This is a genomic window from Bosea sp. PAMC 26642 (assembly GCF_001562255.1).
GTDB lineage: Bacteria > Pseudomonadota > Alphaproteobacteria > Rhizobiales > Beijerinckiaceae > Allobosea.
In genome coordinates, this window is the sequence record NZ_CP014301.1 from 4,010,953 (window position 1) to 4,036,433 (window position 25,481).

Annotated in this window: 25 protein-coding genes; 13 read left to right on the top strand and 12 right to left on the bottom strand. The window is 65.4% G+C overall.

Annotation, left to right across the window (positions count from 1 at the left end; all coding sequences use genetic code 11):
- Positions 1-50: 50 nt before the first annotated feature.
- Entirely contained in the window at positions 51-1,364 is a 1,314-nt protein-coding gene (gene mnmE, locus AXW83_RS19315; RefSeq protein ID WP_066616060.1) for a tRNA uridine-5-carboxymethylaminomethyl(34) synthesis GTPase MnmE, read from the bottom strand.
- A 25-nt stretch (positions 1,365-1,389) separates the two neighbouring features.
- Here mnmE and AXW83_RS19320 point away from each other — a divergent pair, with 25 nt between their 5' ends.
- On the top strand, positions 1,390-3,387 hold the full coding sequence (locus tag AXW83_RS19320; RefSeq protein ID WP_066616062.1) for a thioredoxin domain-containing protein: 1,998 nt from the start codon (positions 1,390-1,392) through the stop codon (positions 3,385-3,387).
- Positions 3,388-3,400: 13 nt separating this feature from the next.
- Here the strand turns inward: AXW83_RS19320 and rho are convergent, their stop codons facing one another.
- The 3 genes from rho to hemE form a co-directional block, all read right to left on the bottom strand.
- A complete protein-coding gene (gene rho, locus AXW83_RS19325) occupies positions 3,401-4,666 on the bottom strand; it encodes a transcription termination factor Rho (RefSeq protein WP_066616064.1) in 1,266 nt (421 codons plus the stop codon).
- A 221-nt stretch (positions 4,667-4,887) separates the two neighbouring features.
- Positions 4,888-5,328, bottom strand: a complete 441-nt coding sequence (hemJ, locus tag AXW83_RS19330; RefSeq protein WP_066620860.1) for a protoporphyrinogen oxidase HemJ — start codon at positions 5,326-5,328, stop codon at positions 4,888-4,890.
- Positions 5,325-6,359: a uroporphyrinogen decarboxylase gene (gene hemE, locus AXW83_RS19335; RefSeq protein WP_066616066.1), complete on the bottom strand. Its 1,035-nt coding sequence runs from the start codon at positions 6,357-6,359 to the stop codon at positions 5,325-5,327. The genes hemJ and hemE overlap by 4 nt, the downstream gene beginning before the upstream one ends.
- Positions 6,360-6,832: 473 nt before the next feature.
- Between hemE and AXW83_RS19340 the strand changes: the two genes are divergently transcribed.
- From AXW83_RS19340 to dnaQ, 5 genes are read left to right on the top strand one after another with little or no spacing between them, the layout of a single operon-like run.
- Positions 6,833-7,663 carry a pyruvate, water dikinase regulatory protein gene (locus tag AXW83_RS19340; protein WP_066616068.1) on the top strand — a complete coding sequence of 277 codons (831 nt, stop codon included), beginning with the start codon at positions 6,833-6,835 and terminating at the stop codon, positions 7,661-7,663.
- Complete coding sequence (locus AXW83_RS19345) at positions 7,660-8,283, top strand: Maf family protein (RefSeq protein ID WP_066616070.1); 624 nt, start codon at positions 7,660-7,662, stop codon at positions 8,281-8,283. Before AXW83_RS19340 ends, AXW83_RS19345 begins: the two co-directional genes overlap by 4 nt.
- Positions 8,284-8,298: 15 nt before the next feature.
- Positions 8,299-9,132 (top strand): shikimate dehydrogenase, encoded by an 834-nt coding sequence (locus tag AXW83_RS19350; protein WP_066616071.1) that lies wholly within the window; start codon positions 8,299-8,301, stop codon positions 9,130-9,132.
- Between the two features lie 29 nt (positions 9,133-9,161).
- Positions 9,162-9,788 (top strand): dephospho-CoA kinase, encoded by a 627-nt coding sequence (coaE, locus tag AXW83_RS19355; RefSeq protein WP_066616073.1) that lies wholly within the window; start codon positions 9,162-9,164, stop codon positions 9,786-9,788.
- Positions 9,781-10,491 carry a DNA polymerase III subunit epsilon gene (gene dnaQ / locus AXW83_RS19360; protein ID WP_066616075.1) on the top strand — a complete coding sequence of 237 codons (711 nt, stop codon included), beginning with the start codon at positions 9,781-9,783 and terminating at the stop codon, positions 10,489-10,491. The genes coaE and dnaQ overlap by 8 nt, the downstream gene beginning before the upstream one ends.
- Positions 10,492-10,643: 152 nt before the next feature.
- Here dnaQ and AXW83_RS19365 read toward each other — a convergent pair whose 3' ends face one another.
- Positions 10,644-11,381, bottom strand: a complete 738-nt coding sequence (locus AXW83_RS19365) for a TerC family protein (RefSeq protein ID WP_066616076.1) — start codon at positions 11,379-11,381, stop codon at positions 10,644-10,646.
- A 166-nt stretch (positions 11,382-11,547) separates the two neighbouring features.
- Complete coding sequence (gene secB, locus AXW83_RS19370; protein WP_066620871.1) at positions 11,548-12,039, bottom strand: protein-export chaperone SecB; 492 nt, start codon at positions 12,037-12,039, stop codon at positions 11,548-11,550.
- A gap of 252 nt (positions 12,040-12,291) precedes the next feature.
- Between secB and AXW83_RS19375 the strand changes: the two genes are divergently transcribed.
- The 5 genes from AXW83_RS19375 (at position 12,292) to AXW83_RS19395 (ending at position 16,204) form a co-directional block, all read left to right on the top strand.
- Positions 12,292-13,023 (top strand): Tim44/TimA family putative adaptor protein, encoded by a 732-nt coding sequence (locus AXW83_RS19375; RefSeq protein WP_066616077.1) that lies wholly within the window; start codon positions 12,292-12,294, stop codon positions 13,021-13,023.
- The gene (mltA, locus tag AXW83_RS19380) at positions 13,020-14,189 is read left to right on the top strand and encodes a murein transglycosylase A (RefSeq protein ID WP_082767248.1); all 1,170 of its coding nucleotides are present in this window, start codon (positions 13,020-13,022) and stop codon (positions 14,187-14,189) included. Before AXW83_RS19375 ends, mltA begins: the two co-directional genes overlap by 4 nt.
- A gap of 1 nt (position 14,190) precedes the next feature.
- The gene (locus AXW83_RS19385; RefSeq protein WP_066616079.1) at positions 14,191-14,754 is read left to right on the top strand and encodes a Smr/MutS family protein; all 564 of its coding nucleotides are present in this window, start codon (positions 14,191-14,193) and stop codon (positions 14,752-14,754) included.
- A complete protein-coding gene (locus tag AXW83_RS19390; RefSeq protein WP_066616081.1) occupies positions 14,751-15,137 on the top strand; it encodes a helix-turn-helix domain-containing protein in 387 nt (128 codons plus the stop codon). Before AXW83_RS19385 ends, AXW83_RS19390 begins: the two co-directional genes overlap by 4 nt.
- Positions 15,138-15,205: 68 nt before the next feature.
- A complete protein-coding gene (locus tag AXW83_RS19395) occupies positions 15,206-16,204 on the top strand; it encodes an adenosine kinase (RefSeq protein ID WP_066616083.1) in 999 nt (332 codons plus the stop codon).
- A 178-nt stretch (positions 16,205-16,382) separates the two neighbouring features.
- Here the strand turns inward: AXW83_RS19395 and AXW83_RS19400 are convergent, their stop codons facing one another.
- From AXW83_RS19400 to AXW83_RS19415, 4 genes are all read right to left on the bottom strand, one after another.
- The gene (locus AXW83_RS19400; protein WP_082767249.1) at positions 16,383-17,015 is read right to left on the bottom strand and encodes a pyridoxamine 5'-phosphate oxidase family protein; all 633 of its coding nucleotides are present in this window, start codon (positions 17,013-17,015) and stop codon (positions 16,383-16,385) included.
- Between the two features lie 190 nt (positions 17,016-17,205).
- Positions 17,206-19,374 (bottom strand): polyribonucleotide nucleotidyltransferase, encoded by a 2,169-nt coding sequence (pnp, locus tag AXW83_RS19405; RefSeq protein ID WP_066616087.1) that lies wholly within the window; start codon positions 19,372-19,374, stop codon positions 17,206-17,208.
- A gap of 267 nt (positions 19,375-19,641) precedes the next feature.
- On the bottom strand, positions 19,642-19,911 hold the full coding sequence (rpsO, locus tag AXW83_RS19410; RefSeq protein ID WP_066616089.1) for a 30S ribosomal protein S15: 270 nt from the start codon (positions 19,909-19,911) through the stop codon (positions 19,642-19,644).
- A 153-nt stretch (positions 19,912-20,064) separates the two neighbouring features.
- On the bottom strand, positions 20,065-20,460 hold the full coding sequence (locus tag AXW83_RS19415; protein ID WP_066620874.1) for a winged helix-turn-helix transcriptional regulator: 396 nt from the start codon (positions 20,458-20,460) through the stop codon (positions 20,065-20,067).
- Between the two features lie 130 nt (positions 20,461-20,590).
- Here AXW83_RS19415 and AXW83_RS19420 point away from each other — a divergent pair, with 130 nt between their 5' ends.
- Positions 20,591-21,202 carry an NAD(P)-dependent oxidoreductase gene (locus AXW83_RS19420; RefSeq protein ID WP_066616091.1) on the top strand — a complete coding sequence of 204 codons (612 nt, stop codon included), beginning with the start codon at positions 20,591-20,593 and terminating at the stop codon, positions 21,200-21,202.
- An 11-nt stretch (positions 21,203-21,213) separates the two neighbouring features.
- Here the strand turns inward: AXW83_RS19420 and AXW83_RS19425 are convergent, their stop codons facing one another.
- Complete coding sequence (locus tag AXW83_RS19425; protein WP_066616093.1) at positions 21,214-21,567, bottom strand: Atu4866 domain-containing protein; 354 nt, start codon at positions 21,565-21,567, stop codon at positions 21,214-21,216.
- A 208-nt stretch (positions 21,568-21,775) separates the two neighbouring features.
- Here AXW83_RS19425 and AXW83_RS19430 point away from each other — a divergent pair, with 208 nt between their 5' ends.
- Positions 21,776-22,681, top strand: coding sequence for an AraC family transcriptional regulator (locus AXW83_RS19430; protein ID WP_066616094.1), 906 nt, complete (start codon positions 21,776-21,778; stop codon positions 22,679-22,681).
- A 219-nt stretch (positions 22,682-22,900) separates the two neighbouring features.
- Here AXW83_RS19430 and AXW83_RS19435 read toward each other — a convergent pair whose 3' ends face one another.
- Entirely contained in the window at positions 22,901-25,387 is a 2,487-nt protein-coding gene (locus AXW83_RS19435; protein ID WP_066616096.1) for a methyl-accepting chemotaxis protein, read from the bottom strand.
- Positions 25,388-25,481 lie beyond the last annotated feature (94 nt).

The following is a 25,481-nucleotide window of genomic DNA, read 5'->3' on the forward strand; positions in this document are numbered from 1 at the left end:
GGAGCCTGTCCAAGGCCATTGAAAACTGCCCTCTTGTGAAGCTGCCGCCGTTATTTCCCGATGCAGAACCCGTTGAACAATTGGTCCAGCACATCCTCGACATCGATCCGCCCGACCAACCGCTCCAGCGCTCCGACCGCGACCCGGACGTCCTCGGCCAGCAGCTCGATCTGGGCACTCTCACCCGCGACTGCGCGCTCCAAAGCGACGATAGCTTCCCGCACGGCCTGTCGATGCCGCTCGCGCGTCAGGAGTGCGGGCTCCGAAGAGGCTTCGCCGATCAGCCGCTCTGCAATCGCCGCGAGAAGGTCGTCGATGCCCTGGCCTGACCAAACCGAAAGGGCCATCTCATTTGGAAATACGGTTCCCGCCAGGTCGGACTTGGTAGCGATGGCCATGGTTCGATCATCGGCAGCGATTGAGTTCGGCTCCGAATCGATTGCGCGCAGGCTGAGTACGAGATCAGCTCGGGCGATCAACGCCAGCGACCGCCGTACCCCTTCCGATTCGACCGGATCGGTACTTTCGCGAACGCCTGCCGTATCGATGAGGGTCACGGGCAGCCCCTTCAGATCGAGGCGGACCTCGATCGCGTCCCTGGTCGTACCGGGTATGGCCGATACGATCGCGACATCGCGCCGTGCCAACGCATTGAGAAGGCTGGACTTTCCGGAATTTGGCGGCCCTGCGAGCACGACGACGAAGCCCTCCCGCACACGCTCGCCCATCGCGAAGCTGCCAAGAGCGGCACGCAGATCGGCGAGGATGGCCGCGAGCATCGCTCGGGCATCGTCGACGATGTGGCTCCCGACATCGCCCTCGTCGGAAAAATCGATCTCCGCCTCCAGCAGCGCCATCGCTCCGATTAGCCGCAAGCGCCAATCCTCGACGCTGGCGCCCAGAGCGCCTTCCATCTGGCGCAACGCCTGCCGTCGCTGCCATTCCGTTTCCGAATCGATCAGGTCGGCAAGACCTTCGACGGCTGCCAGGTCGAGCTTGCCGGCCTCAAACGCCCGACGCGTGAACTCACCGGGTTCCGCGAGTGCGAAACCAGGAAGGGCCGTCAAAGCAGCGAGCATTCTGGCGAGCACTGCGCGGGAACCATGAACATGGAACTCGGCGACATCTTCGCCGGTGAAACTCGCGGGAGCCGGAAAGAACAGGACGAGGGCGGTGTCGATGGTCTCGCCCTGCCCGTCCCGCAGCCGCCGCAGTACCGCCTTTCGCGGCTCGGGAATAACTCCGGCAAATGTTTCGAGAGCGAATCGAACGCCGGGTCCCGACAGTCGCAGTACCGCGACGCCGGCGCGTCCGCTGCCGGACGATACCGCCACAATCGTCTTGTATGAGGTGAGCTTATTCATGCCGCCACCTGCAAGGCTCCAGCCGATGAACCGCCTGTCCGAAGCCGCCAGCCCTTATCTCTTGCAGCATCGCGACAATCCGGTCGATTGGTGGGAATGGAGCGATGCAGCCTTCGAAGAGGCAAAGAGCAGCCGCAGGCCGGTGCTGCTCTCGGTCGGTTATGCTGCCTGCCACTGGTGCCATGTCATGGCACATGAAAGCTTCGAGAATCCCGCGACGGCCGCGGTCATGAACGAGCTTTTCGTGAACATCAAGGTCGATCGCGAGGAGCGGCCCGATATCGACCATGTCTATATGAGCGCCCTGCACAGCCTCGGCGAGCAGGGCGGCTGGCCGCTGACGATGTTTCTTACCGGAGATCGCGAGCCCTTCTGGGGCGGCACGTATTTCCCGCCCGAGCCGCGTTACGGCCGCCCCTCCTTTGTCTCGGTCCTGCGCCAGATCGCGGCGACCCATAGCCAGGATCCGGATCGCATCGCTCGCAACGCGGCCGCGATCGGTGAGGCGCTGCGGCAAAGCGAGGCGCCGGCCACAGCGGCCGGCGAGCCGGATCTCGACTCTCTGGCGGGCCAGATCGCCAATGCCTTCGACAGCCGTCATGGCGGCCTGCGCGGCGCACCGAAATTTCCCAATCCTGGCCTGATCGAGCTTCTCTGGCGGCATGGCACGCGAACGCGCAGCGAAACGATGCTGACCCCCGCGACGAACACCCTCGAGCAAATCGCGCGCGGCGGCATCCATGACCATCTCGGCGGCGGCTTCGCGCGCTATTCGGTCGACGAGCGCTGGCTCGTGCCGCATTTCGAGAAGATGCTCTACGACAACGCTCAGCTGCTCGGACTCTATGCACTCGAAGCCGCGCGCAGCGGCTCGCCCATCGCACGCGCGGCCGCCGAGGGCATCGTCGCCTGGCTGGAACGCGACATGCTGCTTCCGGAGGCCGCTTTCGCCGCGAGCCTCGATGCCGATTCCGAAGGGGTGGAAGGCAAATTCTATGTCTGGACCGCGGCGGAACTCGGAAGGGTACTGGCACCCGACGAGTTCAAGCTGCTGGCGACCCATTACGACGTTACGCCCCATGGCAACTGGGAAGAGGTGACGATCCTCAACCGCCTGGAGACGCCCGATCCCGACAAAGACACAGAGGTCGCTCTTGCCGGTTTACGAGCCAAGCTTCTGACGCTGCGGTCCTCGCGTATCCCACCCGGCCGCGACGACAAGATACTGGCCGACTGGAACGGGCTGATGATCGCGGCGCTGGCCCGGGCGGCGGGTCTTCTCGAACGCCCGGACTGGCTTGCGCTGGCTGAAAACGCCTACCATTTCGTTTCCGAATCGATGGCCGATGGCGAAGGCTTGGCCCATTCCTATCGCGCCGGTCGCGTGATCCGTCCGGGCTTTGCGCTCGATCATGCCGCGATGATCGACGCGGCCCTGGCCATGCACGATGCCAGCTTCGCGAAGCACTACCTCGACGACGCGAAGCGCTGGTCCGCCCATCTGGAGCAGCACTACCGCAGCGACGAGACCAAACTGCTCGGTATGACTCGGCTTGAAAACAACAGCTTGCCGGTCCTACCTCGACCGACGCATGACGATGCCGTTCCCAACGCCAACGGCATTCAAGCCGCGAACCTGCTTCGCATCGCCGCGAAGACGGGGGAGGCTGCCGACACCGATAGGGCAGACGACACGTTGGCGCGCGCCCTGGCGGCAGCAGCCCGCTCACCCACGGCGCATGGCTCGATTCTGAACGCCTATGATCTGGCGCGCCATGGCGTCGAGATCGTGCTGGTCGGGCCCGAACGCGAGGCCCTTCACCAAGCGGCCCGCCGGCTGCCTTACACGGCGACGATGCTGCTCGATTGTCCCGATCCGGCCTCTGTACCGGCCGACCACCCGGCGGCCGCGATGGCCCGTCATGCCGGAACCGGCGCGGCCTTCATCTGCCTGCACGGCCGCTGCCTGCCGCCCGTAACGGATCCGAATCGATTGGCTGAGGCCGTGGCTTCCGCGCGCTGAGACGCGAAACGCCTTAGGTGTTCATCGAGTCGAAGAAGTCGGAGTTCTGTTTGGTCTGGCGCAGCTTGTCCATCAGGAATTCTATGGCGTCCTGCGGCCCCATCGGATTCAGGATGCGGCGCAGCACATAGGTCTTGGCCAGCACATCCTTCGGCGTGATGAGCTCTTCCTTGCGGGTGCCGGATTTGAGGATGTCGATCGCCGGGAAGATGCGCTTGTCCGAGACCTTGCGGTCCAGGATGATTTCCGAATTGCCGGTGCCCTTGAACTCCTCGAAGATCACCTCGTCCATGCGCGAGCCGGTGTCGATCAGCGCGGTCGCCACGATCGTCAGCGACCCGCCCTCCTCGATGTTGCGGGCCGCGCCGAAGAAGCGCTTCGGCCGCTGCAGGGCGTTGGCGTCGACGCCGCCTGTCAGCACCTTGCCGGATGACGGCACGACGGTGTTGTACGCACGTCCGAGACGCGTGATCGAATCGAGCAGGATCACGACGTCGCGGCCATGCTCGACCAGGCGTTTGGCCTTCTCGATCACCATCTCCGCCACCTGGACGTGGCGCGTCGCCGGCTCGTCGAAGGTCGAGGACACGACCTCGCCCTTCACCGAGCGCTGCATGTCGGTGACCTCTTCCGGCCGCTCGTCGATCAGCAGCACGATCAGATAGCATTCCGGATGGTTGGTCGTGATCGACTGCGCGATGTTCTGCAGCAGCACGGTCTTGCCGGTGCGCGGCGGCGCGACGATCAAGGCGCGCTGGCCCTTGCCGATTGGCGAGACGATGTCGATGACGCGGGCCGAAAAATCCTTCTTCGTCGGATCCTGCACTTCCATGCGCAGGCGCTCGTCGGGATAAAGCGGCGTCAGATTGTCAAAATTGATTTTGTGCTTGATCTTCTCAGGGTCTTCGAAATTGATCGTGTTGACCTTGAGCAGCGCGAAATAGCGCTCGCCATCCTTCGGTCCCCGGATCGGCCCCTCGACCGTATCGCCGGTGCGCAGACCGAATTTCCGGATCTGGGTCGGCGAGACATAAATGTCGTCGGGACCGGGCAGATAATTTGAATCGGGCGAGCGTAGGAAGCCGAAGCCGTCGGGAAGCACCTCGACGACGCCCTCGCCGAGGATCTCCGTCTCCTTCGCCGCGAGTTGCTTCAGGATCGCGAACATCAGCTCCTGCTTGCGCATCGTGCTGGCGTTCTCGACCTCGAGCCCCTCGGAAAAGGTCAGGAGTTCGGTCGGAGATTTGACCTTGAGGTCTTGGAGCTTGATTTCCCGCATGGGACACCCGCATCGTAAATGTCCCTGCGCGATCGGCCGGGACCAGGACGTGAAAGGAAAAACGACAGTCCAGAACGGACCGGCGTGGACGTTGCGCGCCACGAGCGTCTGCAACGGCAGTCGGCTCACGAACCATCGGCAACAGGGAGAACGCTGGAGAAGCGTCCTGCCTGATAGCCGGAATCGCCCGCCTGCTCAAGCGGGAATCTCAACCCGCTCGTTCAGAACGGTTTGACGATGACCAGGATCACGATCGCCGCCATCAGCACGGCCGGAACCTCGTTGAGGATCCGGTAGAAGCGCGCCGATTTGTCGTTGCGATCCTCCGCGAAGGCACGCACCCGTCCGGCGAGATAGCCGTGGATGCCCGAGAGGAGGAAGACCAGCAGAATCTTGCCGTGCAGCCAGCCGCCCTTGAAGCCGAAGGCCGACCAGGCGAGGTAGAGACCCAGCACCCAGGTCACGATCATCGCCGGGTTGATGATGCCCTTGAGCAGCCGCCGTTCCATGATCTTGAAGGTCTCGGACTGGATCGAGCCGGTCTGCGCCTCCGTATGGTAGACCATCAGCCGGGGCAGATAGAGCATCCCCGCCATCCAGGCGATGACCGCCATGACATGGAAGGCCTTGATCCATTCATACATCGTATCGGTCCTCGTCAGGCTCGCACCGCCGCGAGCAGACGCTCGACATGCGCGATCGGCGTGTCCGGCAAGATGCCGTGGCCGAGATTGAAAACAAAGGGCCCGCTGCCGAAGGCGGCGCGGATCGCAGCGACCTCGGCCTCCAGCTCGGGACCGCCCGCCCGCAGCACCAGCGGATCGAGATGACCCTGCACCGGCACCAGCGACTGGATCTCGTTGCGCGCGAAATCGCGATCGATCGCAGTCTCCAGCCCCGAAGCATCGACGCCCGTCGCCTTGACATAGGCCGGGATCAGCCGGCCCGCCCCTCGTGGAAACCCGATGATCCGGGCTGAGGGATGCCGCGCGCGTACCGCATCGACGATGCGTTTCGTCGGCGCAATGCACCAGCGATCAAAATCGACCGGTCCGAGCGACCCCGCCCAGCTGTCGAAGATTTGCACCGCATCCACACCGGCCTCGATCTGGGCGCAGAGATAGTCCGTCGACGCCACGACGATTCTGTCGATGAGCCTCGCAAACAGCTCCGGTTCCCTGGTAAACAGCGCCTTGGCCGGCCCCTGATCGGGCGTGCCTCGACCAGCGACCATATAGGTCGCCACGGTCCAGGGCGCCCCGCAGAAGCCGATCAGGGCCGTCTCCTTGGGCAGGGCAGCTTTGACACGGCGGACGGTCTCGATGACCGGCGCCAGCACCGCCTCATCGGCTTCGGTATGGATCGCATTCAGTCGCGCCTCATCGGCGACAGGTTCGAGCCGCGGACCTTCACCCTCGACGAACCAGAGCTTTTGTCCCAACGCGTGCGGAATGACGAGGATGTCAGAAAACAGGATCGCCGCATCGAAGCCGAAGCGCCTGATCGGTTGCAGGGTCACCTCGGCGGCGCGTTCAGGATTGTAGCAGAGATCGAGGAAACTGCCGGCCTTGGCCCTGAGTTCGCGATATTCGGGCAGATATCGGCCAGCCTGCCGCATCAGCCAGATCGGCGGCTTCGGCAGGACTTCACCCGACAGCGCACGCAGGAAGAGCGGTACGTCACGCGTTGCCATAGCCACTCCGCTCTCAAGGCCTTCTTGAATCAAATAAGAATCCTAGAGAGAGAATCTTCTTTTTTGACTCTTGGAGGGGGGCACATAGCGCGGCACAAGATCGTCCACAACCAGTCCACAGGCCAGGACGTGCCGGTGCGGCGATACGACCAAGGCCAATCCAACCGTTAAGAGTTTCTTAACCAATCCGAATCCGAGCCGGCGCATGACCCGCCAAAATGATTCACGTGAAACATCCCCGTTTCCGGCGCACAGCCTCCAGCCTGTTGATCGATACCCCGACTTATACAGAGCGCCGGACCGGCCCTTCCAAAAGGTCCGGTTGTCCACATTCCTCCCCAGCCTGGCGGATATCTTTACCGCCTGCTGCAGGCGATCGACGACAGAGGGCGAACATGGTTGCCGCGTCGCAATTTGCTTTGCCCGGGCGCCGCGCTAGAGGTGGCAGGATCTTGCCGAACCTGGGAGCGGTCGTGGCGCGCAATTATTTCCATCTGCACCTCGTCTCCGACGCGACCGGTGAAACGCTGATCGCAGTGAGCCGGGCCGCCGCCGCCCAGTACGAGACCGTCTCGGCGATCGAGCATGTCTACCCGCTCGTCCGTTCGGAGGCGCAGCTCGCCCGTGTGCTCGCCGAAATCGAGACCTCGCCCGGAGTCGTGCTCTACACGCTGGTCGAGCCGGAATGGTCCAAGCGTCTGGAGGATTTCTGCAAGGAGCTTGGGTGCCCCTGCCTCTCGGTGCTGCAGCCGGTGCTGTCGCTGTTCCAGTCCTATCTTGGCCAGGCCTCGGCTCCGAAGCCCGGCGCGCAGCACGTCCTCAACGCCGATTATTTCCGCCGCATCGATGCGATGAACTACACCCTGCTGCATGATGACGGCCAGCTCGGCGGCGATCTTGAAAGCGCCGACGTCATCCTGGTCGGCATCAGCCGCACCTCGAAGACGCCGACCTCGATCTATCTCGCCAATCGTGGCGTCAAGACCGCCAATATCCCCCTCGTCCCCAACGTCCCCCTGCCCGCCGAGCTGGAACGGCTCCGCAAACCCCTGATCGTCGGCCTCGTCGCCAGCCCCGACCGCATCGTCCAGATCCGCCAGAACCGGCTGCTCTCGCTCAAGGCCGATGACGAGACGCCCTATGTCGATCCGGCCATGGTCGCTGACGAGGTCGCGCAGTCGCGCCGGCTTTGCGCCCGCAAGGGCTGGCCCGTCATCGATGTGACCCGCCGCTCGATCGAGGAAACCGCCGCCGCGATCCTCGATCTGCTGCGTGATCATCGTCTGCAATTCATCGCGACATGACCGGGTCGTCGTTCTGGCTCGCGCCGGCGCCGCTCGTCCTCGCTTCCGGCAGCTCCGCGCGGCGCGACATGCTAATGGCCGTCGGCATTCCAGTTGAGACGATGCCGTCCGGCGTCGACGAACGCGAAGTCGAGGCGCCGCTCATCGCGGAAGGCGCAACCCCGCAGGCTGTCGCCTCGGCACTCGCTGTCGCCAAGGCATTGGCCGTCAGCATCCGCCTCCCCGATCGCATCGTCCTGGGCTCCGACCAGATCCTGACCTGCGGAGAGCAGACGCTGCACAAGGCGGCCGATCTCGTCGAAGCAGAGGCCCGGCTGACGATGCTGAGCGGGCAGAGGCATGAACTCCATTCGGCCTTTGCGCTCGTGCGCGACGGCGCGATTCTCGCGGAAGGGTCCGTCACCGCGCATCTCACGGTACGAACCCTGACGCCGGCCTTCATCGCGCATTATCTCGCCTCTCTGGACCAGAGCATCCTCGGCAGTGTCGGTGCCTACCGCATGGAAGAGCTTGGCTCCCAGCTCTTCGACTCGGTTGAGGGTGATCATTTCACCATCATGGGGATGCCGCTCTTTGCCGTGCTCGCGGCTTTGCGTGACCACGACCTGCTCCTGCGCTGACCGGACACCTGATCTATGACACGTCGCTGCTTCGTCATCGGGCACCCTATCGCCCATTCCCGGTCACCCCTGATCCACGGCACCTGGCTGGCCGACCATGGCCTCGACGGGTCCTATGAGCGTATCGATGTCGCACCCGCCGACCTGCCGGCCTTCATCACTCGTCTTCGGGCAGGCGAATTCGTCGGCGGCAACGTCACCGTCCCGCACAAGCAGGCGGCCGAAGCGCTGATTGATGAGGTCAGCGAGGCGGCGCGTGCCATCGGCGCCGTGAACACGCTCTGGCGCGAGGGCGGCCGGCTTTGCGGCGACAACACGGATGCCGCCGGCTTTCTCGGGCATCTCGATGCCACAACGCCGGGCTGGCTTGATCATGTGCGGACCGCGCTCGTCATCGGCGCCGGCGGTGCCGCGCGCGCTGTCGTCTACGCCCTAAAGAGCAGGGGTCTGGACCGCATCGCCGTCGTCAACCGAAACCCGGCTCGCGCCGCCGAACTGGTCGCCGCTTTCGGCGCGCCGTTGCAGGCCATGGACTGGTCGGCCCGCAGCGCTCTGGTCGGTGAAGCCGACCTGATCGTCAACACGACCTCGCTCGGCATGAAGGGCCAGCCGCCGCTCGGTCTTGACCTTGCGACACTGCGCCCGGGCACCATCGTCGACGACATCGTCTATGTCCCACTCAAGACGGACCTTCTGGTTGAGGCGGAGAGGCGTGGCGCCATCGCCGTCGATGGTCTCGGGATGCTGCTCCATCAGGCCGTCCCCGGCTTCGCTCGCTGGTTCGGCGTCGTGCCCGAGGTCACCCCGGCGCTGCGGGCGCGGCTCGAAGTGGATATCGTCGGGGCCTGATTCGGCAAAAGGGCGACGACGACCAGGCCATGACCTTTCTCCTCGGACTGACCGGCTCGATCGGTATGGGCAAATCCACCACCTCGGCGATGTTCCGAGCCTGTGGCGTGCCGCTTCACGATGCCGATGCCGCGGTCCATGGGCTCTATCGTGGCAGGGCGGTCGCTCCGATTGCGGCGGTCTTTCCCGGTGTCGTCCGTGATGGCGCCATCGACCGGGCCACACTCTCGGCCGCCGTGCTCGGAAAGCCTGAGGCCCTGCACGCCCTTGAAGCGATCATCCATCCGCTGGTGCGCGAAGAGGAGCAGACCTTCCTGGCGGACTGCCGCCTGGCCGGCGCAGCACTTGCCGTTCTCGATGTGCCGTTACTGCTCGAAACCGGCGGCGAGACTCGCTGCGATGCCGTGCTCGTCGTCACCGCTCCGGCCGCCGTCCAGCGCGAACGGGTGCTCGCACGCCCTGAAATGACAGTAGAGAAATTCGAGGCGATCCTGGCCCGCCAGATGCCCGATGCCGAAAAGCGTCGCCGCGCCCATTTCCTTGTGGACTCAGGTGGCGGCCTGATGGCGGCGCGCCGGCAGGTCGGGTCTATCCTGAGCGCACTCGCCGGCCGTCCCGGCCGCCAGCAGTCTTCGGAAAGCGCCGCCCATGCGTGAGATCGTCCTCGACACCGAGACCACCGGCGTCGAAGCCAATGGCGGCGACCGCATCGTCGAGATCGGTTGCGTCGAGCTGCTGAATCATTGCCCGACGGGCCGCAGTTTCCACCGCTACATCAATCCCGAGCGGCCGATGTCGGAGGGCGCCTTCAAGGTCCACGGCCTGTCCGATGCCTTCCTTGCGCCGCAGCCCGTCTTCGCTGCCGTCGCCGATGAATTCATCGGCTTCGTCGAGGATGCACGGCTGGTGATCCACAACGCCGCCTTCGACGTCGGCTTTCTCAACATGGAGCTGAAGCGGGTTGGCCGCGGGCCGATCGATCAGAGCCGCGTCGTCGATACGCTCGGCATGGCCCGCCGCAAGCATCCTGGCGCCTCGAACAGCCTCGATGCGCTCTGCTCGCGCTACGGCATCGACAACACGCGCCGCACCAAGCACGGCGCGCTGCTCGATGCCGAGATCCTTGCCGAAGTATATATCGAGCTGATCGGCGGCAAGCAGACCTCGCTGGGCCTGGGCGTTGCCAATGCCGCGAGCGGGCAGATCGGTTCCGCCGGCGCCGTGATCGACCGTCCGCAACGCCTCCGCCCGCTGCCGCATCGCCTCGACGCGGCGACGATCGCCGCGCATGAGACCTTCATCCGCACGCTGAAGGCGCCGCTCTGGAACGGCTATCTCGGCATCGCCGACGAGAGTTGAGATAACGGGAATTCCAGCCGTCATTCTGGACAAGCCGCGTCAGCGGCGCCGATCCGGAACCCATGCCGGAAGGCTGGTCTTGAGAGGATCAGGCATGGATTCCGGGTCTCCGCTTTGCTGCGCCCGGAATGACTGCGGAGCATCTGGCAATCTCAGCCCTTCTTCGTGCCGCGCCGCGACAGCATGTTCAGCGCCTCGATCGCCGCGGAAAATGCCATCGCCGCGTAGATGTAGCCCTTGGGCACATGCGCGCCGAAGCCCTCGCCGATCAGCGTGCCGCCGATCATCAGCAGGAAGCCCAGCGCCAACATCACGATGGTCGGGTTCTTCTCGATGAACGTCGCCAGCGGATCGGCCGCCAGCAGCATCACGAGCACCGCGAAGACGACTGCAATGACCATGACCGGGATATGATCCGTCATGCCCACCGCCGTGATGATGCTGTCGATCGAGAAGACGAGGTCGAGGATCAGGATCTGCACGATCACGCCGCCGAAGGTCACGGCCGCGGCCTTGCCCCCGTCGAAGACGTCGGGCCCATGATCGGCATCGACCTTGTGATGGATTTCCTTCGTCGCCTTCCAGACCAGGAACAGACCGCCGGCGATCAGGATCAGGTCGCGCCAGGAGAACGCCTTGCCGAACAGGGAGAAGATCGGCTCGGTGAGCTGCACGATGATCGCCACCGTCGAGAGCAGGCCGAGCCGCAGGATCAGTGCGAGACCGATGCCGATCTTGCGGCCACGGGCCCGCTGCTCCTCAGGGAGCTTGTTGGTCAGGATCGAGATGAAGATCAGGTTGTCGATACCGAGGACGACCTCCATGGCGATCAGTGCCCCGAGTGCTGCCCATACGGCAGGGTCGGCGGCAAGCGTCATCAGGTAATCCATCTGTCCTCCACATGCGACGAAACGGCAGGAGCCCTTATGGACGACGGCCGATTGCATCGCGACATGGAGGCTCACTCGGCGGGCGGCAAGGGGTGGCGGTGTGCGCCGAAAACGAAAAAGGGCCCGGATGGGCCCTTTTGTGACAGTCACCGTAAAGCGCGAAGCCTCAGGCGTTCGGCGCGCCCTCGCCCTGCAATTCCTGAACACGCTGCTGATAGAGCTGCGCGAAGTCGATCGTCGGCACATAGAACGGCGGGAAGCCGCCGCCCTGCACCGCATCGGCGATGATCTGGCGCGCGAACGGGAAGAGCAGCCGCGCGCAGTCGATCACCAGCACAGGGTGGATATGCTCCTGCGGCACGTTCACGAGGCGGAACACGCCGGCATAGCTGAGGTCGAAGGCGAACAGCGTGTCGTTGTCGAGCTCCGCCTTGCCCTCGAGCCGCAGCACGGTCTCGTAGTCGGTATCGCCGAGCACCACGGTCGAGACATTGACCTGCAGCGACATCTGCGGCCCCTGCTGCGATTGCTGGCCGAGTGCGCGCGGGGCCTTCGGGTTCTCGAAGGAGAAATCCTTGGTGTACTGGATCAGGGCGCTCATGCTCGGGGCCGCGTCCGCAGCGCCCGTGCCGTTGCCGTTGGGAAATTCGTTGGCCATCGGTCCCATCATGAGTTTGGCAGGCTGTCTCGGGAAGTTCCGCGCCATCCGGCGTCTTGAGGAACTGCGCACCGCTCTACTGGCGCCACGCGGGCGTCGGCTAACATGGACGACTTTCCGGCACAAGAAGCCGCCTTCACAAGCGCGGGGGTGGATGTTACGAGCCTTGATCACCATATCGGCTCCAACCGCCCGCCGCTGCCGCTACGGGCTTGATACAAAACGGTCTCTGGAGCCTCGGAACAGCGTTCGATGCAAAATTCCTTCGACATGACGACCCTGGTCTTCCTCGCGCTGGCCGTTTTCGTCGCCTGGAAGCTGCGCTCCGTGCTGGGGCAGAAGACCGGTAGCGAAAAACCGCCGGCCGATCCGTTCTCCCGCCGCGAGACGCCGCCGCTTCGTCCCGACCAGTCCGCGCCCGCCGAAACCCGCCGCGACAATGTCGTGCGCCTGCCCGGTGCAGCGAGCGAGCCCGTCGCTCCGGCCGCGCCTCCCGCCGAGCGCTGGAAGGACATCGCCCCTCCGGATTCGCCGATCATCGCGGGAATCGAGGCCGTCATCCAGCAGGAGCCGTCCTTCGATCCGCGCGCCTTTCTCGGTGGCGCCAAGGCGGCCTACGAGACCATCGTCACGGCCTTTGCCCGCGGCGATCGCAAGGCGCTGAAGGGTCTGCTCGCCAAGGAGGTTTATGAGGGCTTCGAGCAGGCCATCACCGACCGCGAGAAGCGCGGCGAGAAGGCGGAGTCCAATTTCGTTTCGATCGACAAGGCCGAGATCACCGCCGTCGATGTCAAGGGCAAGACCGGTCAGGTCACCATCGCCTTCTTCTCGCAGCTGATCAGCGTGACGCGCGACGCGCAGGGCGCGGTCGTCGATGGCAGTGCCGAGGCGGTCTCCGAGGTCAACGACATCTGGACCTTCTCGCGCCAGCTCGGCAGCCGCGATCCGAACTGGCTGCTGGTCGCCACCGAATCCGCCGCGTGATCGGCCGCGCCGGTGTCGCGCTGGCGCTCCTTCTCTCGGCGGGCATTTCGGGCATGACGACGAGCCTCGCCCAATCGCCCCCGCTTTCGAAGGGCGCCCGCGCACAAGCGCTGGCGCCTGATGCCATTTCGGGCTGGCTTGAAGACGACCACAAGGCGGCGTTCGACATCTTCGCGCGCGGCTGTATGGCCGACCCGCCACTGCGGGCCGCAGTGGCCTCGCCCGATGCACTGCAGCGGGTCTGCACCGAAGCCGGGCGTCTCCAGCCGGCATCGGCGATCGGTCGCGACGAGGCTCGTCGCTTCTTCGAGCATAATTTCTCCTTCTGGCGAATTCGGCCGGCCGACAGCGAGACCGGTTTCATGACCGGCTATTTCGAGCCTGAATTCGAGGGCTCGCTGACACGCTCGGATGCCTTTCCGACGCCGCTCTACGGCCGCCCCTCCGATCTCGTGACCAGGATGCCGGGAGACGACTGGCCGGGTCTCGATCCCGCTCTCTCGGCCGCACGGACCACCGGCAAGGGCCTTGAAGTCTTCCCAGATCGCGCTGCCATCGAAACCGGGGCGCTCGATGGCAAGGGCTTGGAAATCTTCTGGATGCGCGATCCGGTTGATCGTTTCGTCCTGCAGGTGCAGGGTTCGGGCCGCATCCGGCTACCCGACGGCAAGGTCACGCGGCTGGTCTATTCGGGCCGCAACGGCCATGCCTATACCTCGCTCGGCCGCGTGCTCAGCGAGCGCGAGGCGATCCCGCCCGCCGAAATGACCATGGACCGGCTGATCGCCCGGCTAAAGGCCGATACCGCATTCGCTCGTGACCTGATCCGGCTCAACCGCTCCTTCGTCTTCTTCGCCCGTCGCGACGACCTGCCGCCCGAATCGGGGCCGATCGGTGGCGCGGGGCTGCCGCTGACGCCCTTGCGCAGCATCGCCATCGACCGGACCGTCTGGCCATATGGCCTGCCGGCCTGGATCGACGCCACGCTGCCGAACGGCCAGGGCGGCACGGAACGGCTGGCCCGGTTGACGATCGCGCAGGACACCGGCTCAGCGATCCTGGGGCCGGCGCGTGTCGATCTCTTCGTCGGTTCCGGTGCGGCAGCGGGCCATCGCGCCGGGCTGATCCGCCAACCCTTCGATTTCATCGTGCTCTGGCCGCGCTGAGATGCGCTCGCGCCGGGGCAAGACATTGACGCCGGCCGATATCGCGCTCTGGCGCGAGGTCGCCCGCTCGGTCAGGCCGCTGCCGGGACGAAAGCCTGTCGAACCGGCGCCGGCGCCGCAACTGCCCGTTACGGCCACTCCGGAGCCCGCAACGCACGCGCCGGCGCTCCCGCAGAAGCAGACTCTCTCGAAGCCCGCGCCTCCGCCGCTCGCCCCGCTGGAACGCCGGCTGCGCACCCAGCTGCGCCGTGGCCAGCAATCGGTCGAGGCCGTCATCGATCTGCACGGGATGCGCCAGGACGAAGCCCATTACGCCTTGCGTTCGTTCCTGCGCCGCGAGCAGTCGCGCGGGGTCAAGCTCGCCTTGGTCGTCACCGGCAAGGGCGCTGCCGGCGATGCCCTGTTCGGTGAAGAGCGCGGCGTATTGCGCCGCATGGTGCCGCATTGGCTTAGGCTGGCCGATCTGCGCCTGCTCGTCGTCGGCTTCGAGGAGGCCGAACAGCGCCATGGTGGCTCGGGCGCGCTCTATGTCAGACTTCGCCGCAGCCGCGAGCCCAACCTGTGACCCCCTTCGGCGAGCGCGTCCGCAGTCTCAGGGCCCAGCGTGGCGTCACCCTGGCGCAGATGGCGGGCGAACTCGGCGTCACCCCGGCCTATCTTTCGGCACTCGAACACGGCAAACGCGGCCGCCCGACCTTTACCCTGATCCAGGGCGTCATCCATGTGCTCGGCGTGATCTGGGACGAGGCCGACGAGCTTGTCCGTCTGGCCGACCTCTCCCATCCGCGCGTCACGGTCGATACCGCCGGGCTCGAGCCGGAGGCGACCCTGCTCGCCAACCGGCTCGCCCGCGAGATCGCGGAACTCGAGCCCGAAGACCTGCTCCGCCTCGCTTCCATCCTCGATGAGGCCGCTGCTAGGCGCAGCGCTGCCGACCAGCCCGCTTGACCCCGCAACGGCAGGATGCAACACGCGCCGCCAGCCATCTTCAGCCAAGAACACGGATCACCGCACCCATGACCAGCTCGCGTATCGACGTCCTCGCCCTCGGCAACGCTATCGTCGACGTCATTGCCTCGGCGGAAGAGGATTTTCTGGCGAAGCACGGCCTGACCAAGGGCGCCATGGCCCTGATCGACGAAGAGCGGGCCGAGGCGCTCTATGCCGCCATGGGGCCGGGCAAGGTCATCTCCGGCGGTTCGGCCGCCAACACCATCGCCGGCCTCGCCTCCTTCGGCGGCAGGGGCGCCTTCATCGGCAAGGTCAAGGCCGACGAACTCGGCAAGCTCTACCGTCATGACCTGACCTCGCTCGGCGTGTCCTTCGACACGGCCTTCGCGACCGAAGGCCCCGCCACGGCACGCTCCTTCATCATCGTCACGCCCGATGGCGAGCGTACGATGAACACCTATCTCGGTGCCTGCCAGGGGCTCACCGTCGCCGATGTCGATGCCAAGGCGGTCGAAAACGCCGACATCATCTATCTCGAAGGCTATCTCTGGGATCCGCCGGCGGCCAAGGACGCCTTCCGCAAGGCCTCAGAGATCGCCCACAAGGCGGGCGGCAAGGTCGCGATCACGCTGTCGGACTCGTTCTGCGTCGATCGCTATCGTGACGAATTCGTCGGCCTGATCCGCAACCGCATGGTCGATATCGTCTTCGCCAACGAGCACGAGCTGAAGAGCCTCTACCACGCCGCATCCTTCGACGACGCATTGTCGGCGCTGCGGGCCGAAAACATCCTTGCGGTCGTGACGCGCTCCGAGAACGGCGCGCTCGCCGTGACGCCCGACGGCATCGTCGAGGAGCCGGTCTTCCCGGTAGACCGCGTCGTCGATGCGACGGGCGCCGGCGACCTCTTCGCCGCCGGCTTCCTCTTCGGCCTGACCTCGGGCCGCGAGGTCCGCGATTCGCTGAGACTGGGCGCGTTGGCGGCGGCCGAGATCATCAGCCATGTCGGCGCGAGGCCGGACGTGAGCCTGCGGGTGCTGGCGGGGAACGAAGGGCTGCTGTGATCGGCCGGGAAGTCTGGCGCGGGGAACCCTCTCCCGGAGGGAGAGGGCAGGGTGAGGGGTCGGCCCGTCAACCAGCGTAACGAAAACCTGTCCGCGCGTCTGTCGAGGCCAATCTCGAAACGTCCGTCACCTCACCCCTGCCCCTCTCCTTACAGGAGAGGGGTTCTTCCAGCGCCTCTCAATACAGCGTCGCCTTCACCCGTTCTGGCAAGGCCTTGTCATAGGCCTCCCCGTCAAACGTCTCGACCGCGTCGTTCTTCGCCGTGATGTTGCGCAGGATCGCGCCCGCGCTCGGCACTGCGCCCCTGGCGACATGCGTCGCCGGGTTCCAGAGGTCGGCCCGCACCACGGCGCGCGAGCACTGAAAGTAGACGCGCTCGACATGGACGACGATGACGCAGGCCGGCAGCTTTCCGGCCATCTCGAATGACGCACACAACTCAGGGTCGTCAGATAGCGTCGCCGTTCCGTTGACGCGCAGGGTCTCGCCGTATCCGGGGATCAGGAAGAGCATTCCGACTCCCGGATCGGACAGGATATTCTTCAACGAATCCAGTCGGTTATTGCCTCTTCGGTCGGGAATCAGCAGCGTTTTGGCGTCCCGGATTCTGACGAAGCCGGGCTTATCCCCGCGCGGCGAACAATCCAGCCCCTCCGGACCGCTCGTCGCCAGCAGCATGAAGGGCGAAGCCTCGATCAGCGGACCGTAGTTTTCGTCGACATGATCGATCTCCTTGGCGATGGAGGCGATCGCGGGAGGATTCGGATAGAGCGCGGCAAGGGCGTCGAGGGAGGTGATTGCGTGGGACATGGGAATTGGCTCCATATATCGGCGTCAGCTTTGGTCCGTCGTTGTCCGCTGACTTCTGTATCCTCACCGTCATCCCGGATCGGCGCTTCGCTGCGTCCGGGATGACGGCGCTGGCAACGGACACACCAAAAAAAACGCCCCCACATCTCGCGATGCGGGGGCGTCCTGATTCACGTGAAACCGCGAAGCCTCACTCGGCCGACTGCTTCTCGCGGGTCTTCTCGGCGTCGCGCTGGGCCTTGAGCTTCTCGGTCAGGTCTTCGCCGGTCTCCTGGTCGACGACCTTCATCGAGAGGCGGATCTTGCCGCGCTCGTCCTGGCCGAGGAACTTGACCTTGACCTTATCGCCTTCCTTGACGACGTCCGAGACCTTCTGGACCCGGGCGGCGGCGAGTTCGGAGATGTGGACGAGGCCGTCCTTGGCGCCGAAGAAGTTCACGAAGGCGCCGAACTCCATGATCTTCACGATCGTGCCGTCATAGATCATGCCCGGCTCGGCTTCCGAGACGATCGACTTGATCCACTTGATCGCGGCTTCGATCGACTTGCCGTCGGCCGAGGCGATCTTGATCGTGCCGTCATCCTCGATATTGACCTTGGCGCCGGTCTTCTCGACGATCTCGCGGATCACCTTGCCGCCCGAACCGATGACTTCGCGGATCTTGTCGACCGGGATCTTCATCGTCTCGATGCGCGGGGCATACTCCCCGAGCTGACCGCGCGAGGTCGAGAGCGACTTGTTCATCTCGTCGAGGATGTAGTCGCGACCGCCCTTGGCCTGGTCGAGGGCGACCTTCATGATCTCCTCGGTGATGCCGGCGATCTTGATGTCCATCTGCAGCGAGGTGATGCCCTCGGCGGTTCCGGCGACCTTGAAGTCCATGTCGCCGAGATGGTCCTCGTCACCCAGGATGTCGGAGAGCACCGCGAAGCGCTCGCCTTCCAGGATCAGGCCCATGGCGATGCCCGCAACCGGCGCCTTCAGCGGCACGCCGGCATCCATCAGGGCAAGCGAGGTGCCGCAGACGGTGGCCATCGAGGAGGAGCCGTTCGACTCGGTGATCTCCGAAACGACGCGGATGGTGTAGGGGAACTCCGACTTCGCCGGCAGCATCGGCCGGATCGCCCGCCAGGCGAGCTTGCCATGGCCGATTTCGCGGCGGCCGGGCGAACCCATGCGGCCGGCTTCACCCACCGAATAGGGAGGGAAGTTGTAGTGCAGCAGGAAGGTCTCCTTGTAGGTGCCCTCCAGCGAGTCGATATACTGCTCGTCGTCGCCGGTGCCCAGTGTGGTCACGACCAGCGCCTGGGTCTCGCCGCGGGTGAACAGGGCCGAGCCGTGGGTGCGCGGCAGGATGCCGGCCTCGGCGACGATCTTGCGGACCGTCTTGAGGTCGCGGCCGTCGATGCGGACGCTGTCGTCCAGGATCATCCAGCGCACGACCTTGGCCTGCGCCTCCTTGAACTGGCCGCCGACCTGCTCCTTTGTGAAGGTCGTCTTGCCGTCCGGCGTCTCCGCGATCAGCGAAGCGACCTTGGCCTTGGCGGCATCCAGTGCCTTGTAGCGCTCGGCCTTGGTCCGGATCTGGTAGGCGGCGCGGATATCCTTGTCGACCAGCTTGAGAACCGCGTCGAGCACGACGGAGTTGTCGGCCGGCGTATAGTCGCGCGGCTCCTTGGCGGCCTTCTCGGCCAGGCGGATGATCGCGTCGATCACCGGCTGGAAGTGCTTGTGGCCGAACATCACGGCACCCAGCATGATCTCCTCGGAGAGCTGCTTGGCCTCCGACTCCACCATCAGCACGGCGTCGGGCGTGCCGGCGACGACGAGGTCGAGCTGCGATTCCTTGATCTCGTCGACCAGCGGGTTGAGCTTGTAGGCGCCGTCGAAATAGCCGACGCGGGCGGCGCCGATCGGACCCATGAAGGGCACGCCCGACAGGGTGAGCGCAGCGGAAGTTGCGACCATCGCGACGATGTCGGGGTCGTTCTCGAGGTCATGCTGCAGCACGGTGCAGACGACCTGCGTCTCGTTGCGGTAGCCCTCGACGAAAAGCGGGCGGATCGGCCGGTCGATCAGGCGCGAGACCAGCGTCTCCTTCTCGGTCGGGCGGCCTTCACGCTTGAAATAGCCGCCGGGAATGCGGCCGGCGGCGAAGGTCTTTTCCTGGTAGTTCACGGTCAGCGGGAAGAAGTCGATCCCGGCCTTGGGCGTCTTGGCGGAGACCACGGTCGCGAGCACCACGGTCTCGCCATAGGTCGCGAGCACGGCGGCGTCGGCCTGGCGGGCGATCTTGCCGGTTTCGAGCACGAGCTTGCGCCCGCCCCACATCAGTTCTTCGGTCTGTACATCGAACATTGATTTTCTTTCGGATCGGATGCGACCCGTCCGGTGTCACCAAGCCCATGGGCAAGACGGCGGAACGCTCGGGGAGGGGAAGTCCGCGCCCGGGCGCTCGGCGATCCTGCCATGGACGTCGGAGACGCCCGGAGGGTCATGCGGCAGTCCGCCCCATGCGGCTACCGCGCTGGATCGGGGCGTGTCGCCGCACCATTGCGGCCGTCCCCGTCGTGGAAGACCGCCCGGAGCGAGATCGCACCGGGCAGCAAGGCTGTCAGGTCTCGATCAGCGGCGGATGCCGAGCTTCTCGATCAGGGTCCGATAGCGCTGCTCGCTCTTGCCCTTGAGATAGTCGAGCAGCGAACGGCGCTGCGAGACCATCTTGAGCAGGCCGCGACGCGAATGGTTGTCCTTGACATGCGACTTGAAGTGGCCGGTCAGGTTGTTGATGCGCTCCGTCAGGATCGCGACCTGGACTTCCGGCGAGCCGGTGTCGTTCAGCGTGGTGGCGTGTTCTTTCATGAGCGCGGTCTTGCGCTCGGCAGTGATCGACATCGGATGATCCTTCGGTTGGGTGTTGATCTGGCGGGCCAGGCCGGGATGTCGTCCAGCAGGGTCCGAAGCCCGCAGGCGCTCTCATCGAGGAGAGGCTGCGCAGCCGGCTTTAAGGCCGGTTGTGGCCGGATATACACGAAACCCGGCGAAACGCTAGCGTGACGGAGCCTTGTCGGGCGTGTCCGCAGCGGAGGGCACGCCACGGTCGTAGCGCTGCTGGGCAGTCTCGACCGCCTCGATATGCGTCTCCGCCCAGAGCCGCAGCGTATCGACGGTCGCGGCCAGCGTTCGGCCGAGTTCGGTCAGGGAATATTCCACCGTCACCGGCACGGTTGCAAACGCCTTGCGCCGGACCAGCCCATCCCGCTCCAGGCTTCTGAGCGTCTGCGACAGCATCTTCTGCGAGATGTTTTCGATACGGCGGCGCAGCTCGTTGAAGCGCAGCGTTTCGCGTTCCAGCAGGATCAGGATGAGGACCGCCCATTTGTCGCCGATGCGGTCGAGCACCAGCCGCGTCGGGCATTGCGATCGAAAGGGATCCGGGCGCATCAGCATGGCGGTTTCCAGAAGGTGACCATGTCTCGCGAAAGTGCCTTCTTTACGCGGCGGCACAGGCAAGCCATGTAGGTTCCGTTGGGATGTTGGTATCCAAGAGTTACCACACAAAAAGGACCCTGTCATGAAGATCGCACTCATCGGCGCCACCGGTCATATCGGCTCGCGGCTGCTCTCCGAACTCGTCTCGCGCGGCCACGAAGTCACCGCCATCGTCCGCAACCCCGAGAAGGTGCCGGCCCTTCCGGGCGTCAAGGCGGCGAAGGGCGATGTCTTCGACAAGGACGGCCTCGCCGCCCTCCTGGCCGGCCATCAGGCCGTGATCAGCGCCGTGCATTACATGGCGAGCGATGGTCCAACGCTGATCGCGGCGGTGAAGCAGTCGGGCGTGGCGCGCTACCTTGTGGTCGGCGGCGCCGGTAGTCTCGAGGTCGCGCCCGGCGTCAAGCTGGTCGACACGCCGGAGTTTCCTGCGATCTATCTCGACGAGGCCAGGAAGGGCGGCGTCTTCCTCGATCTGCTGAAGCAGGAAACCGCGCTCGACTGGACCTTCCTCTCCCCCTCGGCGCTGATCCAGCCCGGCGAGCGCACCGGCAAGTTCCGGCTCGGTCTCGACCAGCTGCTGGTCGATGCCGCCGGCAAAAGCGCGATCTCGACCGAGGACTATGCGATCGCTCTCGTCGATGAACTCGAAAAGCCGGCCCATAGCCGCAAGCGCTTCACCGTCGGCTACTGACCGGCAGCCGCTCAGGCCGCCTTGCGGAAGCGCTTTTCGCCGATTTCGAGCGTGCCCCGGCCCATCCGGCCGAGCGCGACAAGACCGCTATCGTCCTCGAAATAAAGCTTCGAGCGGTCGACTTCGTAGCGACCGCGATAGCGCGCGGGCGTGGCGCTCTTGGCCTTGTCGTAGCGGCCGTCGGGCTGCAGGTGGAGATGGATCGCACCGTCTTCGGTAACCCACGTCCCGATCGCGGCCCGCTCGAACGGGCTGGCCGCATCGGCCATGTCGAAATCGATCTCGAGCGGACGCGGCGGCCTGGCTGCGGGCACGATGCTGGCCGAAAATGTGCTGAGCGCCTGAAGAACCTGGCTGAATGGCATGGTTCGATCTCCCTGTTGCCGGTGGTGGCCGGTGTGGAAAGCGTAATGCCGCATCGGCGGGTCCCGGCGGTAGACCGATAAGCCGCAAGGATTGCCTGATCCTCCAGAAGATCGGTTTCGAGCTCGCTTCGGGCTGGGAATTCATTATATGAAAATCCAGCCCGACCCGCTCGAATCCGGGTCGCCATCAGGACCACGGAGCTCGGCAATGCAGGCGATCGATGAACTGGCCGCCCTGATCATGCGTCTGGCGCCCACGGATGGCATTCACCAGACCGCGATCCCGCGTCTGTCGCTGGTCCGCCTCGGCCGACCGACGGAACCCCTGCACGCGCTGCACGAACCGGCCCTGTGCATCCTCGTTCAGGGCCGCAAGCAGGTCATGCTCGGCGACCAGGTCTATATCTACGACCGCTCGCGCTATCTCGTCGTCTCGGTCGATCTCCCGGTCGTCGGGCAGGTGATCGAGGCGACGCCAGATGAACCCTATCTCTGCGTCCGGCTCGATCTCGACCCGGTGCTGCTTGCCGCGCTGATGCTGGACTCGCCGGACCACGCCGCCACAGCAGCTGGAACGGGGCCGGGCCTTGCCCTGAATCCGATTGCACCCGAACTGCTCGACGCCACGCTGAGGCTGGTCCGCCTGCTGGAGACGCCGCGCGACATCGCGGTTCTGGCGCCTCTGGCCGAGCGGGAAATCCTCTATCGCCTGATGCTCGGCGAACAGGCGGCGAGGTTGCGCCAGATCGCCACCGCCGAAAGCCGGCTGCAGCAGGTCAACCGCGCCATCGGCTGGATCAAGCGCAATTACGACAAGGGCTTCAGCATCGAGACGCTGGCCGAGGTGGCCAGCATGAGCCCGTCAGCGCTGCATCAGCATTTCAAGGCGGTCACCATGATGAGCCCGCTGCAATACCAGAAGCAGCTCAGGCTGCAGGAGGCCCGCCGACTGATCCTCAGCGCCGCGCTTGATGCGGCCTCGGCCGGCTTCAGGGTGGGCTATGAGAGCCCCTCCCAGTTCAGCCGGGAGTATCGCCGGCTGTTCGGCGCCCCGCCGCTGCGGGACGCTGCGCGTCTGCGCAACGCCTCCGCCGTCGAGATGATCGGAGCCTGACTGAGTCGCTGTCCCGCAGAGCTTGAAATAACTCTTTCACGCCAAGGTTCTGTCATTCCGGACAAGCCGCTTTAGCGGCGCCGATCCGGAATCCATGCCGGAACGCTGGCCCTGGAGGTCCAGGCATGGATTCCGGGCCTCCGCTGCGCTACGCCCGGAATGACGGCCCCTGGACGACAAACAGGAAGCCGTTGTTACTCAGATCATTTCGCCCGCGTCTCAGAACTCCTCCCATCCCGCATCGCTGGCGCGTCCGCCTGCGGCGGCCTTGCGGGCGGGCGATGCTGCGGGAGCGGGCCGGGCGGGGGCTGCGGCTCTTGCCGGGGCAGCAGTCCTGGGTTGGGCAAAGGCGGCCTCTGCGAGCTTGCGCAGGCGTTCGGGCTCGCCGGCTGGGCTGGTGCTTCGGCCGGGCGCGTCCTGGCCGGTCCTGAACGCCGCGACGAGGTCGTTGAGCTGGCCGATCTTGCCGGTGAGCGAGCCCGCCGAGGCCGCGCTCTGTTCCGCGAGTGCCGCGTTCTGCTGCGTCATCTCGTCGAGATGGGCCACCGCCTGGCTCATCTCGTCGATGCCGTTGGCCTGCTCGGCCGAGGCCGTCGAGATCTCGGCGATGGTCGAGGCGACCTTGCGCGAGGCCTCGAGGATGCGGGCCAGTTGCTCGCCGGCCTGGCGCACGAGCTTGACGCCGCCGGTGACCTCCTCGTTGGAGGACGAGATCAGTCCGGAGATGTCCTTGGCCGCCGAGGACGAGCGCTGCGCCAGCGTGCGCACCTCGGAGGCCACGACCGCAAAACCCTTGCCGGCGTCGCCGGCACGCGCGGCCTCGACCGCCGCGTTCAGCGCCAGCAGATTGGTCTGGAAGGCGATGTCGTCGATCACCCGGATGATGTCGGAGATCTTCTGCGAGGCGGTCTCGATGCGCGCCATCGCCGCCACGGCTTCAGTCGCGATCGCGCCGCCCGACTGCGCCGCCTGCATCGCCTCGTCGGCGATCGTCGCCGCCTGGCGCGCCCCTTGCGCCGAGGCCTTCACCGAGGCCGCGAGTTCCTCGGTCGTGGCGGCCGTCTCCTCCAGGCTCGAGGCCTGCTCCTCGGTGCGCTTCGACAGATCGTCGGCGCCCATGTTGATCTCGCGTGCGGCCAGACCGACATCCGAGGAGGTCGTCTGGATCGTGCGCACCGTCGTCGACAGCCGGTCGACCGTCTCGTTGATCGCGCCCTTCAGCTCGGCGAACTTGCCGAGGTAGCCCGTCTCGATCCGGCTCGTCAGATCGCCGCCGGCCACAGCCTGCAAGGCCAGGGCGAACTCGGATGTGGCCGAATCGACCACCGCGTTGATCTCGTTGATGCCGGAGACCAGCTTCTGCATCTGCTCATCGGCGTGGTCGATCTGCAGCCGCGCCGAGAAATCGCCCGCGGCCGCAGCCGCGACCACCTCGCCGACATCGGAAACCACCGCCTCCATCGACTGCGCCCGCGCCAGACGCGCCGCCGAAGCCGTGCGCTCCTGATCCTCCAGCGCACGGACGCGCAATCCGTTTTCCATGAAGACGGTCAGGGCACCGGCCATCGCGCCGATCTCGTCTTGCCGCTCTCCATAAGGAACGGCAACGGACAGATCGCCGTCGGCCATGGACTTCATGACCTTGGTCATATGCGCGATCGGCGTCGTCACACGCGACCGTATCAGCCCGTAGCCGAAGGCGGTCAGCAGGAGAGCGCCGACGAACAGCACGGAATATTTACCGAGCGTCCAGGACGCGGCCTCGGCATCGGCGGAGGCGCGGCGATTGAGCACGGTGATCGCCGCGCTGGCGACATCGCCGATGGTATCGAGGGCTGGGACCACGACCTCCCGCCATTTCTCGGTGCTCATCTCGGCCGGGGCCGTCGTCATTTTCTGGACGAGGCTGTCCCTCATCTCCTTGAAGGGGCCGCCGAAGAACGTGCTGTTGGCTTTGGCGACGGCAGCCTTGATCTCCGGCGCCACTTGCGGGGCCTCGGCGATGGCGCGCATCGAATCCCAGGAAAAGCTGCCGCGAGCATCCGCGATGACCACGGCGCGGCTCTCCCGGGCGTCGAAGGCGCGGTTCTGGGCCAGTGTCGTGCTCACCATCGCGGCGCTTGTGCCCGTCACGGCGCGAACCGACCACGCCAGCGCGCGGATAATCACGAGTTCCGACAGATTCGGATTGATGGCGCGAATCTCGTTCTCGACCGTGGCTGATGCGCCCTCGAGCGATTGGAGATAGGCCTCGCCCACAGTCTGGACCTTTGCCGACAGGCCTTTCTCGCGGTTGGCCGGAGCGATCCTGGCCTCGGCGTCGACCTGCTCGCGCAGTTTGCGGTAATCCGCGTAAGCGCTCCGGAGAGTCCCGGCGGCAGCTTTCATGGTCGCGGCCGACGCCTTGTCCAGCGCCGGCTGGGCATCGGTCATGGCGTCGTCGACTTCCTTGCGACGCTCCATATAGGTCTTGACCGAGGTCTGGTTGGTCTCTGGCGGCTGGATGACCGAGGTCTGCAGCGAGGAGCGCTCATAGCGCGCGGCGACGAGCGCCTCGAACAGGTCCTTGTTCAGCGTCGAAAGGCTGGCGGCCTGCATGGCCGCATCGCGCTGCCAGTAGGATGTCCACATCTGCTGACCGCTCAGGCCTGCAACGACGAGGCCCATGATGCCGATCATGCCGGCAAGCATCGTCTTGATCGACATCGTTGAAAATAGCTTCACCACGCAAGCCCCCGTCGCGGAATCCGCAGCCTGAACAGGCGCGGTATCCATTAACGATATGGTCGAAAGGCTTGCG

Excerpts from the sequence above, each read along its gene's own strand:
- mnmE (WP_066616060.1), bottom strand. The coding sequence starts at position 1,364 with ATGAATAAGCTCACCTCATACAAGACGATTGTGGCGGTATCGTCCGGC.
- AXW83_RS19320 (WP_066616062.1), top strand. The coding sequence starts at position 1,390 with ATGAACCGCCTGTCCGAAGCCGCCAGCCCTTATCTCTTGCAGCATCGC.
- rho (WP_066616064.1), bottom strand. The coding sequence starts at position 4,666 with ATGCGGGAAATCAAGCTCCAAGACCTCAAGGTCAAATCTCCGACCGAA.
- hemE (WP_066616066.1), bottom strand. The coding sequence starts at position 6,359 with ATGGCAACGCGTGACGTACCGCTCTTCCTGCGTGCGCTGTCGGGTGAA.
- AXW83_RS19345 (WP_066616070.1), top strand. The coding sequence starts at position 7,660 with ATGACCGGGTCGTCGTTCTGGCTCGCGCCGGCGCCGCTCGTCCTCGCT.
- AXW83_RS19350 (WP_066616071.1), top strand. The coding sequence starts at position 8,299 with ATGACACGTCGCTGCTTCGTCATCGGGCACCCTATCGCCCATTCCCGG.
- coaE (WP_066616073.1), top strand. The coding sequence starts at position 9,162 with ATGACCTTTCTCCTCGGACTGACCGGCTCGATCGGTATGGGCAAATCC.
- dnaQ (WP_066616075.1), top strand. The coding sequence starts at position 9,781 with ATGCGTGAGATCGTCCTCGACACCGAGACCACCGGCGTCGAAGCCAAT.
- AXW83_RS19365 (WP_066616076.1), bottom strand. The coding sequence starts at position 11,381 with ATGGATTACCTGATGACGCTTGCCGCCGACCCTGCCGTATGGGCAGCA.
- secB (WP_066620871.1), bottom strand. The coding sequence starts at position 12,039 with ATGGCCAACGAATTTCCCAACGGCAACGGCACGGGCGCTGCGGACGCG.
- AXW83_RS19375 (WP_066616077.1), top strand. The coding sequence starts at position 12,292 with ATGCAAAATTCCTTCGACATGACGACCCTGGTCTTCCTCGCGCTGGCC.
- AXW83_RS19385 (WP_066616079.1), top strand. The coding sequence starts at position 14,191 with ATGCGCTCGCGCCGGGGCAAGACATTGACGCCGGCCGATATCGCGCTC.
- AXW83_RS19395 (WP_066616083.1), top strand. The coding sequence starts at position 15,206 with ATGACCAGCTCGCGTATCGACGTCCTCGCCCTCGGCAACGCTATCGTC.
- AXW83_RS19400 (WP_082767249.1), bottom strand. The coding sequence starts at position 17,015 with ATGTCCCACGCAATCACCTCCCTCGACGCCCTTGCCGCGCTCTATCCG.
- pnp (WP_066616087.1), bottom strand. The coding sequence starts at position 19,374 with ATGTTCGATGTACAGACCGAAGAACTGATGTGGGGCGGGCGCAAGCTC.
- rpsO (WP_066616089.1), bottom strand. The coding sequence starts at position 19,911 with ATGTCGATCACTGCCGAGCGCAAGACCGCGCTCATGAAAGAACACGCC.
- AXW83_RS19415 (WP_066620874.1), bottom strand. The coding sequence starts at position 20,460 with ATGCGCCCGGATCCCTTTCGATCGCAATGCCCGACGCGGCTGGTGCTC.
- AXW83_RS19420 (WP_066616091.1), top strand. The coding sequence starts at position 20,591 with ATGAAGATCGCACTCATCGGCGCCACCGGTCATATCGGCTCGCGGCTG.
- AXW83_RS19425 (WP_066616093.1), bottom strand. The coding sequence starts at position 21,567 with ATGCCATTCAGCCAGGTTCTTCAGGCGCTCAGCACATTTTCGGCCAGC.
- AXW83_RS19430 (WP_066616094.1), top strand. The coding sequence starts at position 21,776 with ATGCAGGCGATCGATGAACTGGCCGCCCTGATCATGCGTCTGGCGCCC.
- AXW83_RS19435 (WP_066616096.1), bottom strand. The coding sequence starts at position 25,387 with ATGTCGATCAAGACGATGCTTGCCGGCATGATCGGCATCATGGGCCTC.